The 14,946-nt window shown below is 54.3% G+C and carries 16 protein-coding genes, 1 pseudogene and 1 riboswitch; of the genes and pseudogenes, 9 read left to right on the top strand and 8 right to left on the bottom strand.

Annotated features, from left to right (window positions below; all coding sequences use genetic code 11):
- Nucleotide 1: 1 nt before the first annotated feature.
- On the bottom strand, nucleotides 2-241 hold the full coding sequence (locus tag B3X29_RS17795) for a YobH family protein (protein WP_103180035.1): 240 nt from the start codon (nucleotides 239-241) through the stop codon (nucleotides 2-4).
- Between the two features lie 158 nt (nucleotides 242-399).
- Between B3X29_RS17795 and mgrB the strand changes: the two genes are divergently transcribed.
- The 7 genes and pseudogenes from mgrB to rlmA all read left to right on the top strand — a co-directional run bounded on the left by mgrB (nucleotide 400) and on the right by rlmA (nucleotide 5,625).
- Nucleotides 400-543 (top strand): PhoP/PhoQ regulator MgrB, encoded by a 144-nt coding sequence (gene mgrB / locus B3X29_RS17800; RefSeq protein WP_103180034.1) that lies wholly within the window; start codon nucleotides 400-402, stop codon nucleotides 541-543.
- A 73-nt stretch (nucleotides 544-616) separates the two neighbouring features.
- Entirely contained in the window at nucleotides 617-907 is a 291-nt protein-coding gene (locus B3X29_RS17805) for a YebO family protein (RefSeq protein ID WP_156654706.1), read from the top strand.
- 19 nt (nucleotides 908-926) lie between these two features.
- Entirely contained in the window at nucleotides 927-1,916 is a 990-nt protein-coding gene (locus B3X29_RS17810; protein WP_159339510.1) for an MBL fold metallo-hydrolase, read from the top strand.
- Nucleotides 1,917-2,441: 525 nt separating this feature from the next.
- Nucleotides 2,442-2,586 (top strand): annotated as a pseudogene (locus tag B3X29_RS17815) (DUF2627 domain-containing protein).
- 12 nt (nucleotides 2,587-2,598) lie between these two features.
- A complete protein-coding gene (cspE, locus tag B3X29_RS17820; RefSeq protein ID WP_001062678.1) occupies nucleotides 2,599-2,808 on the top strand; it encodes a transcription antiterminator/RNA stability regulator CspE in 210 nt (69 codons plus the stop codon).
- Nucleotides 2,809-3,027: 219 nt separating this feature from the next.
- The gene (ftsI, locus tag B3X29_RS17825; protein ID WP_159339508.1) at nucleotides 3,028-4,746 is read left to right on the top strand and encodes a peptidoglycan glycosyltransferase FtsI; all 1,719 of its coding nucleotides are present in this window, start codon (nucleotides 3,028-3,030) and stop codon (nucleotides 4,744-4,746) included.
- 63 nt (nucleotides 4,747-4,809) lie between these two features.
- Complete coding sequence (gene rlmA / locus B3X29_RS17830) at nucleotides 4,810-5,625, top strand: 23S rRNA (guanine(745)-N(1))-methyltransferase (RefSeq protein ID WP_159339507.1); 816 nt, start codon at nucleotides 4,810-4,812, stop codon at nucleotides 5,623-5,625.
- On the opposite strand, the gene mntP is transcribed toward rlmA, so the two are convergent.
- The 5 genes from mntP to manX form a co-directional block, all read right to left on the bottom strand.
- The gene (gene mntP / locus B3X29_RS17835; RefSeq protein WP_139156373.1) at nucleotides 5,622-6,185 is read right to left on the bottom strand and encodes a manganese efflux pump MntP; all 564 of its coding nucleotides are present in this window, start codon (nucleotides 6,183-6,185) and stop codon (nucleotides 5,622-5,624) included. The genes rlmA and mntP overlap by 4 nt on opposite strands.
- 81 nt (nucleotides 6,186-6,266) lie before the next feature.
- A riboswitch (yybP-ykoY riboswitch) is annotated at nucleotides 6,267-6,375 on the bottom strand.
- A gap of 197 nt (nucleotides 6,376-6,572) precedes the next feature.
- Nucleotides 6,573-7,031: a DUF986 family protein gene (locus B3X29_RS17840; protein ID WP_103180027.1), complete on the bottom strand. Its 459-nt coding sequence runs from the start codon at nucleotides 7,029-7,031 to the stop codon at nucleotides 6,573-6,575.
- A 57-nt stretch (nucleotides 7,032-7,088) separates the two neighbouring features.
- Entirely contained in the window at nucleotides 7,089-7,940 is an 852-nt protein-coding gene (locus tag B3X29_RS17845) for a PTS mannose transporter subunit IID (protein ID WP_168192027.1), read from the bottom strand.
- A gap of 12 nt (nucleotides 7,941-7,952) precedes the next feature.
- Nucleotides 7,953-8,750 carry a PTS mannose/fructose/sorbose transporter subunit IIC gene (locus B3X29_RS17850; RefSeq protein ID WP_103180025.1) on the bottom strand — a complete coding sequence of 266 codons (798 nt, stop codon included), beginning with the start codon at nucleotides 8,748-8,750 and terminating at the stop codon, nucleotides 7,953-7,955.
- Nucleotides 8,751-8,808: 58 nt separating this feature from the next.
- Nucleotides 8,809-9,786: a PTS mannose transporter subunit IIAB gene (gene manX / locus B3X29_RS17855; RefSeq protein WP_114314650.1), complete on the bottom strand. Its 978-nt coding sequence runs from the start codon at nucleotides 9,784-9,786 to the stop codon at nucleotides 8,809-8,811.
- A gap of 317 nt (nucleotides 9,787-10,103) precedes the next feature.
- Between manX and B3X29_RS22615 the strand changes: the two genes are divergently transcribed.
- Nucleotides 10,104-10,262 (top strand): protein YoaL, encoded by a 159-nt coding sequence (locus B3X29_RS22615; protein WP_371413849.1) that lies wholly within the window; start codon nucleotides 10,104-10,106, stop codon nucleotides 10,260-10,262.
- The gene (gene yoaE, locus B3X29_RS17860; protein ID WP_103180023.1) at nucleotides 10,250-11,809 is read left to right on the top strand and encodes a CNNM family cation transport protein YoaE; all 1,560 of its coding nucleotides are present in this window, start codon (nucleotides 10,250-10,252) and stop codon (nucleotides 11,807-11,809) included. The genes B3X29_RS22615 and yoaE overlap by 13 nt, the downstream gene beginning before the upstream one ends.
- Here yoaE and B3X29_RS17865 read toward each other — a convergent pair whose 3' ends face one another.
- Entirely contained in the window at nucleotides 11,810-13,402 is a 1,593-nt protein-coding gene (locus tag B3X29_RS17865) for an EAL domain-containing protein (protein WP_159339506.1), read from the bottom strand.
- Nucleotides 13,403-13,566: 164 nt separating this feature from the next.
- The gene (gene sdaA, locus B3X29_RS17870) at nucleotides 13,567-14,931 is read right to left on the bottom strand and encodes an L-serine ammonia-lyase (protein ID WP_159339505.1); all 1,365 of its coding nucleotides are present in this window, start codon (nucleotides 14,929-14,931) and stop codon (nucleotides 13,567-13,569) included.
- Nucleotides 14,932-14,946: the final 15 nt, after the last annotated feature.

Below are 14,946 nucleotides of genomic sequence, written 5' to 3' on the forward strand. Positions count from 1 at the left end.
ATCAGCCGTTATCGATCACTGTCTCGCTCTTTCGCAGGAGCGGGCAGCGAGAGAGGCCGATAATACCGCTGTCTGAATGAATATACTGCGCCGTGCTGACGCCGCGCGCGGTGAGATACTGGCACTGGATCCCGAGCCCGCCCGCATTCTCTTTACTGCCGATCAAGACACCGTAGCCTGCGAGCAGTATACCCGTCCAGACCAGTGCTATAACAATCAATGTGCGAATAAAAAAGCGCATCATTACCTCATTTTTTGAATAACTGCCGCTTAGCGTAATCGATACACTTACTTTAACAAGTCTATGATTCCGAAAGCATCGCCTTCGCGTTACAGTTAGGCATGGTTTAAGTTGCGCATGATAACCTGGCATCAGGCAGTTACGGTACGGAGAGTGGAGTGAAGAAAATACGCTGGGTTATTCTGGTCTTAGTGTTAGTGGCCTGTGTTTTACTTTGGACGCAGACCATCAATGTGATGTGCGACCAGGATGTACAGTTCTTTAGCGGTATTTGTTCTATCAATAAGTTTATCCCCTGGTAGTTGTCATTTTTATCGCAAGTGATTTCCTTCCTTAACGCGAGTGGTAAAATAGGCGCTTTTATGGGGGAGTGAAATGGGTGAGTTAGTAAATTCCGGGATGTTCAGCGTGGCATCTCTGGCGATCTCGATCGTACTGCTGGTTGCGGGTCTGGTGCTGTGGTTTTTTGTCAATCGCGCGAGCTCCCGTACCAACGAGCAGATCGAACTGCTAGAGAAGTTAGTCGACCTGCAGAAACGACAGAATGTCCTGCTGCGTCGCCTGTGCGAAGCCAATGAGCCGGAAGAGAAAGAGGTACCAAAAGCGCCAGAAGAGACGGCTAAGAGCCAGGACGATGACTTTATTCGTCTGGTGGCCGAACGCTAATCGGTCAGGGGAGGTATGTATGGCCTGGCGTAATCCCTGGTATAATCCCTCCCTTGCACACCATACCCCGCAGGGTTTCCGCAATCCGGATGCCCCTGTTCGTCAACCCGGCGATGTTGAACGCTGGCGCAAGGCGCGAAAAGCCGCCGGGTTGCCAAAACCCCCTTCAGAAGGCTATGACGCCTTTATCCGCCAGTGGTGGCAACCCGTTACGCTCAACACCCTGGAAGAAGATGGTGTCTGGTGGCTGGGCCACGCCAGCCTGCTGCTACGCCTGAACGGAAAATATATCCTTACCGATCCGGTCTTTTCCCGGCGCGCCTCGCCGGTGCTGTTTGCCGGACCGATACGAAAAACGCCTCCGGTGATGAGTGTCGCGGCGCTTCCAGTCCTTGATGCTGTTGTTATTTCCCATAACCATTTCGATCACCTGGACTCGGCCACGGTGCGCCAGCTTGTGCATCGTTTTCCGCAGCTGACCTTTTTTGTGCCTTTAGGTCTTGGGGCGTGGTGCCGCCGCCGCGGGGCGAAACAGGTTATTGAACTGGACTGGTGGCAAAGCTATGTTTTCGAAGGGCTGGTGTTTACCGCCGTGCCGGCACAGCACTGGAGCATGCGTAGCCTCTGGGATCGCGATCGCTCGTTATGGTGTGGCTGGGTCTTTGAGAGCGGGCAGCAGCGCTTCTGGTTTAGCGGCGATACCGGTTATACTCCGGAACTGTTAACCATTCCGGAGCGACTGGGAAAAGTGGATGCCGCCGCTATACCTGTCGGAGCCTATGCACCACGTTGGTTCATGTCGATTCATCATATGGATCCGCAGGCGGCGGTGAAGCTCTGGCAACAGCTGGGCATGCCGCTGGCGATCCCGATCCACTGGGGTGTCTTTGAACTGGCGGATGAATCACTGGATGAGCCTGTCAGAGAGCTCGCGCAGGCACTGGCAGAGTTATCCCCGCGCAGCGATAACTTTCATCCGCTGCGCATTGGTCAATATTTATCCTTGTAAACGAATACTTGTTCAATTAGCGAATATTTTTTATTAAATCGACGGTTGTCATATTTTATTTTAATCGAAACGTTTTGATTGCCTTTTTTTGAGGCAGGTTCATAAAAATATCATTATTTTGGTGCATAGCGGATTACCGGTTTAGGTGTATATAACTTAAACAAGCGAACCGATATACAATGTTTTTTTCCTGAAACAATCCCTTGTCGTTACGATCAATTCAGCATAACTTTTCACGAAAAGTTCTAAATGAAATAGCGACCACAGAAATTCTGGCGCGCTTGCTGGACGATATGAAGTTATTGAGCTAATGTAAAAAAGTCTTTGATAACAGCGCTTATCCTGACAGCGACTGGGCAGGCAACATTTTGGTCTGGTATACACTGAACGTGCATTACTGTGCAGATTGTGGCAAGTCAGTCTCGGAATTTGTGCGGCTGATCGAGACACCTTTAAAAATGGCTTGCCATTATTTAAGTTGTATGTGATAACACGGTTTGGGTCAAACGAGGTACAGTTCTGTTTATGTGTGGCATTTTCAGTAAAGAAGTCCTGAGTAAACACGTTGTCGTTGAATACCGCTTCTCTGCCGAACCTTATATTAGTGCCTCATGCAGTAATGTCTCAGTTTTATCTCAGTTAATGCCCACGGGCTAAGAAAACATTCTAAGGAATTTTGCAAATGGCAAAGATCAAAGGTCAAGTTAAGTGGTTCAACGAGTCTAAAGGTTTTGGTTTCATTACTCCTGCTGACGGCAGCAAAGATGTATTCGTACATTTCTCTGCAATCCAGGGTAACGGCTTCAAAACTCTGGCTGAAGGCCAGAACGTTGAGTTCGAAATTCAGGACGGCCAGAAAGGTCCGGCTGCTGTTAACGTAACCGCTATCTGATCGAACCCCTGCCTGATCTGAAGCGTCACGACGTTTCAGTTGCAGAGATATAAAGCCTCGCCTGTGCGGGGCTTTTTAATGGATATTTTTCAAAGTGTTACCACATGCGTCGCTGTTAGCAGTTTGTTTCAAAGCTGCGAGAGTATTAGCATTGTTTTCACCCTCGCGGCTCAAATTTGCCGTTAAATCAGGGCGTTGTTACTCAGCCCTGGAGCCCTGGTGAAAAAGAAACCCGTCAATCCCGCAGCAAACTTCACCCCGTTACGTTTTGCTCTCCTCTGTCTGGTGATTTTAGGCAGCCTTCTCTTTCTTCTTGGTCGTGTCGCCTGGTTGCAGATCGTTAAACCCGATCCGCTGGTTAAGCAGGAGGATATGCGCTCCCTGCGCGAGGTCGCCATCAATGCCCCCAGAGGGATGATTATGGACAGGGAGGGGAGACCGCTGGCCGTGAGTGTGCCGGTGCGGGCCGTGTGGGCGGATCCGAAAACGGTGCTGGCAAAAGGGGGAGTGGGTTTTGACACGCGTTGGCAGGCATTAGCCAGTGCGCTGCATCTGTCGCTCCCCACGCTTGCGGCGCGCATCAACAGCAATCCATATGGCCGTTTTATCTATCTGGCCCGCCAGGTGGATCCGGCTCAGGCCCAGTGGATCGCTAAACTCCGGCTGCCTGGTATCAGCCTGCGTGATGAGTCGCGCCGTTTTTACCCGGCCGGACACGTGGCAGCTAACCTGATCGGCTTTACCAATATCGACGGTCAGGGCATCGAAGGGATCGAGAAAAGTTTTAATGCCCAGCTCACCGGCAAACCCGGTCTGCGCCGCGTGCGTGAGGATCGCTACGGACGCGTGATCGAAAATATTACCGAAGTACCGCCCGTTCCGGCGCACAACATCCAGTTAAGCATTGATGAACGGCTGCAGACGATTACGGAAGATGCGCTGGACAATGCTGTCGCCTGGAATAAAGCGGAGTCGGGGGCAGCGGTGCTGATCAACATCCAGACTGGGGAGATCCTGGCGATGGCCAACTACCCGGATTTCAATCCCAATAACCGCGAGGGTGCCACGCTGAACGATTTTCGTAATCGTGCCATCAGCGACACCTTTGAACCCGGCTCTACCGTTAAGCCGCTGGTGCTAATGACAGCCCTGCAGCAGGGGCTGGTGCAGCCAGACAGCGTGATCGACACCCATCCTTATACCCTGGCCGGACACCGTATCCGCGACGTCGGTTACTACCCGGAGCTGACGCTGACCGGCATTCTGCAAAAATCGAGCGACACGGGTGTGTCGCGCCTGTCGCTGGCGATGCCGATCCAGCGGCTGCTGGATACCTACCACGGGTTTGGTTTTGGTCGTTCCACCGGTCTCGGATTGACGGGGGAGAGCAGCGGCCTGCTGCCGGAGCGTAAATTCTGGAGCCAGCTCGATCGCGCCACCTTTGCCTTCGGCTACGGCCTGATGGTCACGCCGTTGCAGCTCGCCCACGTCTACGCCACCATCGGCAGCTATGGCCTGGAGCGTCCACTCTCTATCACCCGCATCGATCCGCCGGTTATCGGTACCCAGGTGATGCCCGCGTCGATTGTGAAGGAGGTGGAACATATGATGGAAAGCGTGGCGCTGCCGGGTGGGGGCGGCATCAAAGCCGCGGTGCGCGACTACCGGGTGGCGGTGAAAACCGGCACCGCGAAGAAAATCGACGATGGCGGTAATTATGTCGACAAATATGTGGCCTATACTGCCGGCGTCGCGCCCGCCAGCCGCCCTGTATTTGCCCTGGCGGTGGTGATTAACGATCCGCAAAACGGCGCCTATTACGGCGGGGCGGTTTCGGCACCGGTTTTCAGCCAGATTATGGGCGACGTGCTGCGCATCGAAAACATCAAGCCGGATGGACTCCCGGCCGATTCCAGCCACCTCATCGTAATGCGTTAAGGCCGTTTTATAGCAGGGCGATTAGCGGTACACTTTCGCCCTTTATGATTGCCCGGAGTTCCCATGACATTCTGCTGTCCTCTTTGCCACGCGCCGCTCGCCCATACGGATAAAAGTTACGCCTGCCCACAGGGGCATCGGTTCGATATGGCGAAAGAGGGCTATGTCAATCTGCTGCCGGTCCAGCACAAGCGATCGCGCGATCCGGGCGACAGTGCAGAGATGATGCAGGCGCGCAGGGCCTTTCTCGATGCCGGACACTATCAGCCCCTGCGTGACGCGGTAGCCGGTAAGCTGGCGGCCTTGCTGCCGGATGGCGCGACCTCGCTGCTTGATATTGGCTGTGGCGAAGGCTATTACACATCGGCCTTTGCCCAAACCGCGCAGGAAAAGGGCGCGACCACCTTTGGTCTGGATGTCTCAAAATCTGCCATCCGCGCGGCGGCTAAACGCTATTCAGAGGTGACGTTCTGTGTGGCCTCCAGCCATCGTCTGCCTTTTGAAGAGAACAGTATGGATGCGGTAGTCCGCATCTACGCCCCCTGCAAAGGCGAGGAGCTGGCGCGGGTGGTAAAAGAGGGCGGCTGGGTGATCACCGTGACGCCAGGACCGCGTCACCTGATGGAGCTGAAAGAGCTGATTTACAGTGAAGTTCTGCTGCATGCGCCGCATTCGGAGCAGCTGGAGGGTTTTGCCCTGAAAGAGGCGCTGTCGCTGGCCTATAACATGTCAGTGACTGGAAAAGAGGCGGTAGCGCTTTTGCAGATGACCCCGTTTGCATGGCGGGCAAAGCCGGAGGTGTGGGAGGCGCTGGCAAAACAGACGCATTTCAGCTGCCAGACCGATTTTAGTATCCACTGCTGGCAGCGAGTCAGTTAACCGGCGAAGTGGCTCCACATAATTTGTGCGCCAATGCCGATCAAGACGATACCGCCGAGGATCTCGGCGCGTTTCCCTAACAGCGGGCCAATAAAACGGCCAATCATCATGCCCAGGGTAGACATAATAAAGGTCGCGCAGCCAATCGCCAGCGCGGTGGCAATGATGTTGACCTGCAGGAAAGCCAGGCCGACGCCGACCGCCATCGCATCCAGACTGGTAGCTATAGCGGTTGTCACCAGCAGCCAGAAGCCGTGACGCTGAATCGGCTCATCGTCCTCGACATCATTCCGAATGCCTTCGATAACCATACGTCCGCCGAGGAAGGTCAGAAGTATAAAGGCGATCCAGTGGTTCCACTCCAGCACGAACTGGCTGGCGAGCATCCCCAGCCCCCAGCCAATCAGCGGGGTCAGGGTTTCGATAGCACCAAAGATAAGACCGGTACGCAGGGCTTCAGAGAACTTAGGTTTATGCAGCGTGGCACCTTTGCCCATGGAAGCGGCGAATGCATCCATCGACATGCCAAAGGCCAGGAGAAGTGTTGCAGAGAGGTTCATCAGCGCGTCCAGACCGGGGATATCCATATGACACATCACTGCCCCCAGTAAACAGCAGTCGATGCGTCTATGGTCTCGCCTGATCCTTCTGCTGTGCAGAAAAATCCGTACGTGCCACGTTTTGCAACGAGTATGTTGACACGTACATTTCCGTTAAACCGGAAATCGGCTACTCCCCAACGACGGGCGCAACCTTAACATATTTTGAGAATATAAAACAACTACAGGGGAGTATTATTCAGATTAGTTTTTGATAACGATTTTCATTTAGAAATTGATGTGAAGATAACGTTAATAATAGCCCGTAAATGTCGCGTAATAATATAGCTTTGGCTATATAACACTGTGAAAAACATAGCGAAATATAGCCAGTGCTATTTTTGTATCTTATTGAGTCTTAACCAATAATTTGTATATCTTCTCCAGATCGTCAATATTTCTTACCCGGATAAGCAAACGTCGCTGCTCTAATTGCATCACCAGCACGCCGTCTTCTGATAAATTCATCTCTTTAATGCGGTTATATTCTATCCAGACATTGGCGAAAAAGAATCCAGTGGATTTGAAGATTATTTTCGGCGCCCGGATCCAGAACAGGTAAAACCCCATTAATGCCAGGGCAGATAATAACCATGTGGTCAGTAATGCCCCCTGGCTCATCACGTTGTTATAGATAAGGATCAGCAGCAGACCGGTAAAGATGATGGCATCAACGCGACCGCGGCGCAGAAGGGGGATTGAGAGCAACGTCGCGCCGTTGCGGCGGGGCATGATCAATTCGTCGTAGAGGGCATACGCCAGAAGGGCAACAATAAAGACAACCAGTACGATGTCCGTGACCGTCATTCATCCTCCGGATAAAAAAACGGGGACGTTCATGCCCCCGGTGTATTCACAAAAAAATTACAGACCCAGCAGACCGATAGCGTAACCGACGATACCGATAACGAAGAAGCCGACGATGATCCACAGCGCATTGACCTTTTTACGCAGCAGCCACATACAGGCAAAGGTCAGCAGCAGCGGCACCAGGCCCGGCATCAGCTGGTCAAGAATGGTTTGCACGGTGGTCACACGGGTCTGGCCATCCTGACCGGTGATGGTTGACACCACCAGCGGGATGTTAACGTGCGTCCACTTGTTAACCAGCGCCCCCATGACAAACAGGCCGAGGATTGACGCCCCCTCAGTCAGTTTCTGCAGGAAGCCGCCGCCCATATCCTGGACGATATCCACGCCCTTACGGTAGCCATAGGCCACGCCGTAGTAACGGGTTGCCAGACGTACCACGTTAAACAGGATAAAGAAGAGCAGAGGACCCAGCAGGCTGCCGCTCATGGCGATACCCGCACCGAGCGCGGCGAAGACCGGACGCACGGTACCCCAGAAGATCGGGTCACCTACGCCCGCCAGCGGCCCCATCAGACCCACTTTGATACCGTTGATGGCACCATCGTCAATCTCTGCGCCGTTAGCACGCTGCTCTTCCATCGCCAGCGTTACGCCCAGAACCGGCGCTGCAACGTAAGGATGGGTGTTGAAGAATTCCAGGTGACGTTTAATCGCCTGACGACGCGCTTCGTTGTTCTCGGGATACAGACGTTTGATTGCCGGTACCATAGAGAAGCAGAAGCCCAGCGCCTGCATACGTTCGAAGTTCCATGAACCCTGGAACAGGTTTGAACGGATAAACACGCCACGAATATCACCCGAAGTCAGTTTTTTCTGAGGGGTAGTTTTAGTCATATCAACCATTTCGCTCACCTGCTAGTCCAGTTCGTTATCGAGATCGTTATTACCAGCAACCTGTGCACTACCGGCTACGCGGTTATATTTCGGGCTGAGCTGGATGTAGAGGATAGCCATTACCGCACCAATCACACCCAGTGCCACCAGGTTGAAGTTGGTGAATGCCGCGGTAACGAAGCCGAGATAGAAGAACGGCATCAGGTAGCCTGCGCGCATCATGTTGATGACCATCGCATAACCGACGACCACGATCATGCCGCCTGCAATGTTCAGACCGCTGGTGACCACTTCAGGAATGGCGTTCAGCATGCCCTGGACTTCACTGGTACCGACGGAGATTGCCACGATAACCGCCGGGATAGCGATACGCATGGCCTGCAGGAACAGGGACGAGACATGGATCCACGACAGCGCCGTCAGGTTGCCATTCTCCGCCGCCTTATCTGCCGCATGCTGGAATGCAACGGTGATAGTACGCACGATGATGGTCAGAACCTGGCCTGCTGCAGCCAGTGGGATAGCCAGCGCGATACCGGCACCGATATTTTGATGGCCGGCGATGACCAGCACGGTAGAGATGATGGAGGCGAGAGCCGCATCCGGCGCAACGGCCGCACCGATGTTCATCCAGCCCAGGGCGATCATTTCCAGGGTACCACCGATGATGATACCGGTTTTCATATCGCCGAGAACGGCGCCGATTAACGTACAGGCGACCAGCGGACGGTGAAACTGAAATTCATCTAGTACGGATTCCATACCCGCTATACACGCGACGATGAACACCAGCACAATCTGAAGAGTGGTAATCTCCATTGTACTTCTCCTATAGCTTTAACAGACTTAAGTGTGAAATTTGTCAACCAGCGCCGGCTTATTTCGCCACTTTGCTGATCAGATCCATCATTTTCAGTTTCGGGTCGGTAGAGACTTTACGGACTTCAAGCTCGATCCCGCGATCGTTAAGTTTCCTGAACGCTTCGATATCTTTTTCGTCCACCGACACCGCATTGTTCACCTGCGTTTTGCCCTGACGGTAAGCCATACCACCGATGTTCACGGAGGTGATTTTTACCCCTTCCTCAACAATACGTTCGACATCTGTTGGGTTGGTAAACAGCAGCATCACACGCTCACCCGCATATTTCGGGTTGTTGTAAACGCGGATCATCTTGGCGACATCCACCACGTGCGCGGTTACGCCCGGCGGGGCCACCTGGGTAAGGAGAGTTTTACGAACCGTATCAGCGGCGACTTCATCGCTGACCACAATGATGCGCTGGACGTTGGTCTCTTTGGTCCAGCGGGTAGCCACCTGGCCGTGAATCAGACGGTCGTCGATACGCGCCAGGCCAATCTGCATGTAATCGTTCGGGCCCATCGGCTTAAGCGGGGCGGCGGCTTTCGGGGCAGCAGCCGGGGCAGGGGCCGCCGCCGGAGCGACGTTTTCTGTAGGTTTCGCTTTCAGCGCTTTCACGCCTTCACGACCGGTTTCGACAGCCAGGGCAACCAGCTCGTCAAAGCTTGGGTTGTCATCGCGGGCCATCAGCGTTTCGACCAACATGGGGATGTTAACCCCGGCAACAACCTCATGCTGCTCTTTATCAACCACAATGCGGCTTGCCGCGTTAAACGGACTGCCGCCCCAGGTATCAACAAGGAACAGCACGCCGCTACTGGTATCCAGATTTGCCAGTTGAGCGGTATATTTTTCTATCAGCGTCTCAGCATTTTCACCGGGAACGAAATCGATCCAACCGACGTTTTCCTGTTCGCCTAAAAGCATTTCTGCGGTTTTAAGTAACTGCTCTGCAGCCCAACCATGTGTGCCTATAACAATAGCAATAGTCACTTGCTACCTCCTTTTATTATCGTTAATGCCCCCGGGTGAGAGGAGCATTAGAGATCATCTTCGAAAGAACGAATCGATTCAGATAAGGGTTAGAGTTCAATTAACTAAGACTTACGCGATTTATTTTAGACATCGAAAAAATAATTTATGTGATGAAGATCCGTAATTTAGCCTAAGCCAATGAGATATTTCTGTGATCAAAAAAAGCACGGAAACATCTGTTTGCAAAGGAAAGTAAATCTTTGCCAAAGAGCTCAGGTCTCTGATATGTTTACCATCCGTTTAATTGTCAGGAGTATGGGGCAGTAGCCCACTGTATGGACCGTCACCGACGCCAGTCACACACCCGGCCAGCTCTGGCCAGCCTTATCGGCGATTCGCGCCACTCACTGTTTACGTTCTTTACCGCTTCGCCCGACCTTTTCGCGGCGCCGTTTTGCCATTCCTTTAGCAGGAGCTTGTCATGGAATTCTTAATGGACCCGCAAATCTGGGTAGGATTGCTCACGCTGGTGGTACTTGAGATCGTTCTCGGTATCGATAACCTCGTGTTTATCGCGATCCTTGCGGATAAACTTCCACCTAAACAACGTGATAAAGCACGTTTAATCGGTCTGTCGCTGGCGCTGATTATGCGTCTTGCGCTGCTGTCGGTGATCTCATGGATGGTTACGCTTACGCAACCGCTGTTCACTGCCTTCAACTTCACCTTCTCAGGGCGCGACCTGATCATGCTGCTGGGGGGGATATTCCTGCTCTTCAAAGCCACAACCGAGCTCCATGAACGGCTGGAAAACCGCCAGCACGACGACGGACACGGTAAAGGCTATGCCAGCTTCTGGGTAGTGGTACTGCAAATCGTGGTACTGGACGCGGTCTTCTCCCTCGACGCGGTCATTACCGCTGTCGGTATGGTGAATCATCTGCCGGTGATGATGGCGGCCGTGATCATCGCGATGGCGGTGATGCTACTCGCCTCGAAGCCGTTGACGCGATTCGTTAACCAGCATCCGACCGTGGTGGTGCTCTGTCTGAGCTTCCTGCTGATGATCGGTTTGAGCCTGGTGGCAGAAGGTTTCGGCTTCCATATTCCGAAAGGCTATCTGTACGCCGCAATTGGTTTCTCCATCATTATAGAGCTGTTTAACCAGATTGCCCGTCGCAACTTTATTCGCCAGCAGTCGAACCAGCCGCTGCGTGCCCGGACCGCTGATGCGATTTTGCGTCTGATGGGTGGCCGCCGCGAAGCCAAAGCACAGCAGGACAGCGATAACCATGTCCCGGTGCCGGTTCCGGAAGGCGCCTTTGTTGAAGAAGAGCGCTATATGATTAACGGCGTGCTGTCCCTGGCCTCGCGTTCCCTGCGCGGCATCATGACCCCGCGCGGTGAAATCAGCTGGGTCGATGCCAGACTGAGCGTGACGGAAATCCGCCAGCAGCTGCTCTCCTCTCCGCACAGCCTGTTCCCGGTGTGTCGCGGCGAGCTGGATGAGATCATTGGCGTGGTTCGTGCCAAAGAGATGCTGGTGGCACTGGAAGAGGGCGTGGACGTTGAGGCCATTGCCGCCGCATCGCCTGCTATCGTGGTGCCGGAAACGCTCGACCCGATCAACCTGCTTGGCGTACTGCGCCGTGCCCGGGGTAGCTTTGTTATCGTGACCAACGAGTTTGGCGTGGTGCAGGGTCTGGTTACGCCGCTGGATGTTCTTGAAGCGATTGCCGGTGAGTTCCCGGATGCCGACGAAACGCCGGAGATCGTTAACGATAATGATGGCTGGCTGGTCAAAGGCACCACGGATCTGCATGCCCTGCAACATACGCTGGGGCTGGAACACCTGACCAACCACGATGAAGATATCGCGACGGTGGCCGGTCTGGTGATTGCCGTGAACGGTCAAATTCCGCGAGCCGGTGATGTGCTTGAGCTGCCGCCGCTGAAGATAACCATCGTGACCGCCAACGATTACCGCGTTGATCTGGTGCGCATTGTTAAAGAACAGTCCGCCCACGACGAAGAAGAGTAATTACGGAGCCGACGGCATCATATCGCCGTTATGAGAGGCTGGCGGAGGTGAACTCTCCGCCAGCCACTGCGGGAAATCCCGCAGTGGCATCGGCCGCGCGTACAAAAATCCCTGAAGGATATCCACCCCGTGCAGGCGCAGATGGCTCGCCTGGTCGCTGTTTTCCACCCCTTCAGCCACCAGTTCAATATTCAGACGCTGGGCCAGGGCGATAATAATGTCTGTCACCGTTGAGTTGACGGCATCCGTGCCGATGGCGGCGGTAAAAGATTTATCAATTTTCAGCACTTCCGGATTGAGTTTCTCCAGCCACGAAAGCGAACTGCTCCCGGTACCAAAATCGTCAATCGCCAGCTTCACCCCTTTCTGATGTAACGCCTCTACCATGGTGTAGTCCATCTCCAGCAGGGAATCGCGCTCGGTTAATTCAATGACTAGCTGCTGCGCGGGCTCGGCGCTGAACCAGACGCGGTTCAGGTCATGAAGCAGAGTGCCGTCACGGAAATGGCTGGCCGCGACGTTGATCCCAATATGAAAGCCCGGCGCGGTAGGAAACATCGCCAGATGGCGGACGGTTTCGATAAGCACGTAGCGGGTGAGGGGGACAATCAGGTTATGCTCCTCCGCCAGTGGAATAAAAATATCCGGGGCGATCCACCCCTGCCGCGGATTATTCCAGCGCAGAAGAATTTCCACGCCGACGCAATCCTGTTTTTTGGCATCGATCAGCGGCTGGCAAAAGAGCTCAAACTCACCGGAGGCCAGGCCAAAGTTGATCTCCCGGGTAAAGCTCATGCGACTGGCGGTGGCAAGCCAGGCGATATACCCCACCAGCATGCTGAATATCACCGCCAGCGGCAGCTGCGACGGCAGATTTTTCAGCGCCAGCGCGGTCAGCCCCGGGCCGTTGACGGTGATGATGAAAGGAAAGTTGAGGGAAGCCTGCTGGTAAACGTTGTCGCCAGCGTCTGTCACCAGCCTGTCCGAAAGCTGGCGCTCATGGTTCAGGTACTTACCGCCGACGCTGAGGTTAACGTCGCTGATGAGCGGCAGCTGGGGCTCCAGCAGCATCCGGGCGATAAGATCGATATTCACAATCTCCATGATGCCATCCTCACTCTGGCCGGGCGCCGGATACCATTGGATCAGCACCGGGCTGCCTTTCATCAGCGGCTGGTCTGTGGTCAGGAGCAGTAAGGGCTGCGCGGCGGGCAGCAGGGGCTGAAACTGGCTGATGGGGATATCGCGGTCACCGAACATGCTTGAGCAATAGAGAATGCCGTCTTTAATCAGGCCGATTGAGCGCACGGTTTGCAGGGAGGCGGCGTGCTTGCGCAGTAAAAAGTTGACCTCCACGCAGGGCAGGCCGATAAGCGGTTGTACCACCTCGCGTCCCGTCTCCAGCGGTTGCAGGATCTTATCCAGCGTATCGACAGCATGGGAGACAAAGGCCACGGTGGTCTGCTGATTTAAATTGCGCTGTGAAATAAAGCCGATAATTAGCGTGCAAACGAGAGTGGAAAGGGACAGCAGGAGGCAAACGATTACCCGTTTGCGGTGATAATTTTTAATTATCCTGTGCGTTGTTTGCATGCCACGGTCACCCGAAGAGCCACTGGCGCAGATGCCCGTGGCAACCTGGCTAGTGTAGTCGGCATTATTTCAGGTAACGAGGAAAGGGGATGAAATTCGCCCATCCCTATCAGATGGGCGTTTAAAGCATGAAAGACGAAAGTCGCAGAAGCGCTTTCAGCGTCTTAGTCGCACTGCACCTTAATGGCCAGACCGCCGCGGGACGTTTCGCGGTATTTGGCGTTCATATCTTTACCGGTTTCGTACATGGTTTCGATCACCTTATCCAGCGAGACGCGCGGTTCGCTGGTACGGCGCATCGCCATACGGGAGGCGTTGATCGCTTTTACGGAGGCAATCGCGTTACGCTCAATACATGGCACCTGCACCTGACCGGCAACCGGGTCACAGGTCAGACCGAGGTTATGTTCCATGCCGATCTCGGCGGCCACGCATACCTGCTCCGGGCTGGCGCCCAGCAGCTCAGCCAGACCGGCTGCCGCCATGGAACAGGCCACGCCCACTTCACCCTGACAGCCAACCTCAGCGCCGGAAATGGAGGCATTCATCTTATACAGCGCACCCACCGCGCCTGCGGCGAGGAAGTAGCGAATATAGATATCCGGGCTTACCGATTCGATAAAGTGATCGTAGTAGGCCAGCACTGCCGGAACGATCCCGCAGGCACCGTTGGTCGGTGCGGTCACCACGCGGCCACCGGCAGCGTTCTCTTCGTTCACCGCGAGGGCAAACATGTTGACCCAGTCCACCACGTTCATCGGATCGTTGGAGTACTTATCCGTCGTGACCAGCATCCGGCGCAGGGCGGAGGCACGACGCGGCACGCGCAGTGGGCCAGGCAGTACCCCTTCCGTATTCATACCGCGATCGATACAGGCGCGCATGGTCTGCCAGACGTTGGCGAAATAGTCTTCAATCTCTTTCTTGCTGTGCAGCGCCAGCTCGTTCTGCATCACCATGCCGGAGAGGGACAGGCCAGTCTCCTTACAGTAATTCAGCATTTCTGTCGCCGATTTGAACGGGTAAGGCACCTTTACGTCGCCCGTGACGTCCTGGCCGAAATGCTCTTCATCGACGATGAAGCCGCCGCCGATGGAGTAGTAGGTCTTGCTGTAGACCAGTTTCTCGCCGCTAAAGGCGTGGATCTGCATCCCGTTTTCATGCAGGGAGAGGTTGTCGCTGCGAAAACGCATGCCGTCGTCCTGCGGGAAATCGACTTCATGCCGGCCATTCGCCAGCAGCAGACGACCGCGCGTTTCCACGTCGCGAATAAACGCCGGAATGGCGTCAATATCTACGGTGTCCGGCATATTCCCGGCCAGACCCATAATAATGGCGATATCGGTGTGGTGGCCTTTACCCGTAAGCGACAGTGAACCGTAAACGTCTACAGCCACGCGGGTAACGCTATCCAGTAATCCTTTTTCGACCAGGTCATCGACGAACTGTTTACCGGCCTTCATCGGCCCGACAGTGTGGGAAGAAGAGGGACCAATCCCCACTTTGAACATGTCGAATATACTAATCACTTTAACACTCCTGAC

The organism is Leclercia sp. UBA5076, assembly GCF_002416465.1.
Taxonomy (GTDB): Bacteria; Pseudomonadota; Gammaproteobacteria; order Enterobacterales; family Enterobacteriaceae; genus Enterobacter.

Coding starts and splice junctions, on each gene's coding strand:
- yoaE (WP_103180023.1), top strand. CDS start 10,250: ATGGAATTCTTAATGGACCCGCAAATCTGGGTAGGATTGCTCACGCTG.
- B3X29_RS17805 (WP_156654706.1), top strand. CDS start 617: ATGGGTGAGTTAGTAAATTCCGGGATGTTCAGCGTGGCATCTCTGGCG.
- B3X29_RS17795 (WP_103180035.1), bottom strand. CDS start 241: ATGCGCTTTTTTATTCGCACATTGATTGTTATAGCACTGGTCTGGACG.
- B3X29_RS17845 (WP_168192027.1), bottom strand. CDS start 7,940: ATGGTTGATATGACTAAAACTACCCCTCAGAAAAAACTGACTTCGGGT.
- B3X29_RS17865 (WP_159339506.1), bottom strand. CDS start 13,402: ATGCAAACAACGCACAGGATAATTAAAAATTATCACCGCAAACGGGTA.
- B3X29_RS17810 (WP_159339510.1), top strand. CDS start 927: ATGGCCTGGCGTAATCCCTGGTATAATCCCTCCCTTGCACACCATACC.
- cspE (WP_001062678.1), top strand. CDS start 2,599: ATGGCAAAGATCAAAGGTCAAGTTAAGTGGTTCAACGAGTCTAAAGGT.
- B3X29_RS17840 (WP_103180027.1), bottom strand. CDS start 7,031: ATGACGGTCACGGACATCGTACTGGTTGTCTTTATTGTTGCCCTTCTG.
- B3X29_RS17850 (WP_103180025.1), bottom strand. CDS start 8,750: ATGGAGATTACCACTCTTCAGATTGTGCTGGTGTTCATCGTCGCGTGT.
- rlmA (WP_159339507.1), top strand. CDS start 4,810: ATGACATTCTGCTGTCCTCTTTGCCACGCGCCGCTCGCCCATACGGAT.
- mntP (WP_139156373.1), bottom strand. CDS start 6,185: ATGAACCTCTCTGCAACACTTCTCCTGGCCTTTGGCATGTCGATGGAT.
- B3X29_RS22615 (WP_371413849.1), top strand. CDS start 10,104: ATGGACCGTCACCGACGCCAGTCACACACCCGGCCAGCTCTGGCCAGC.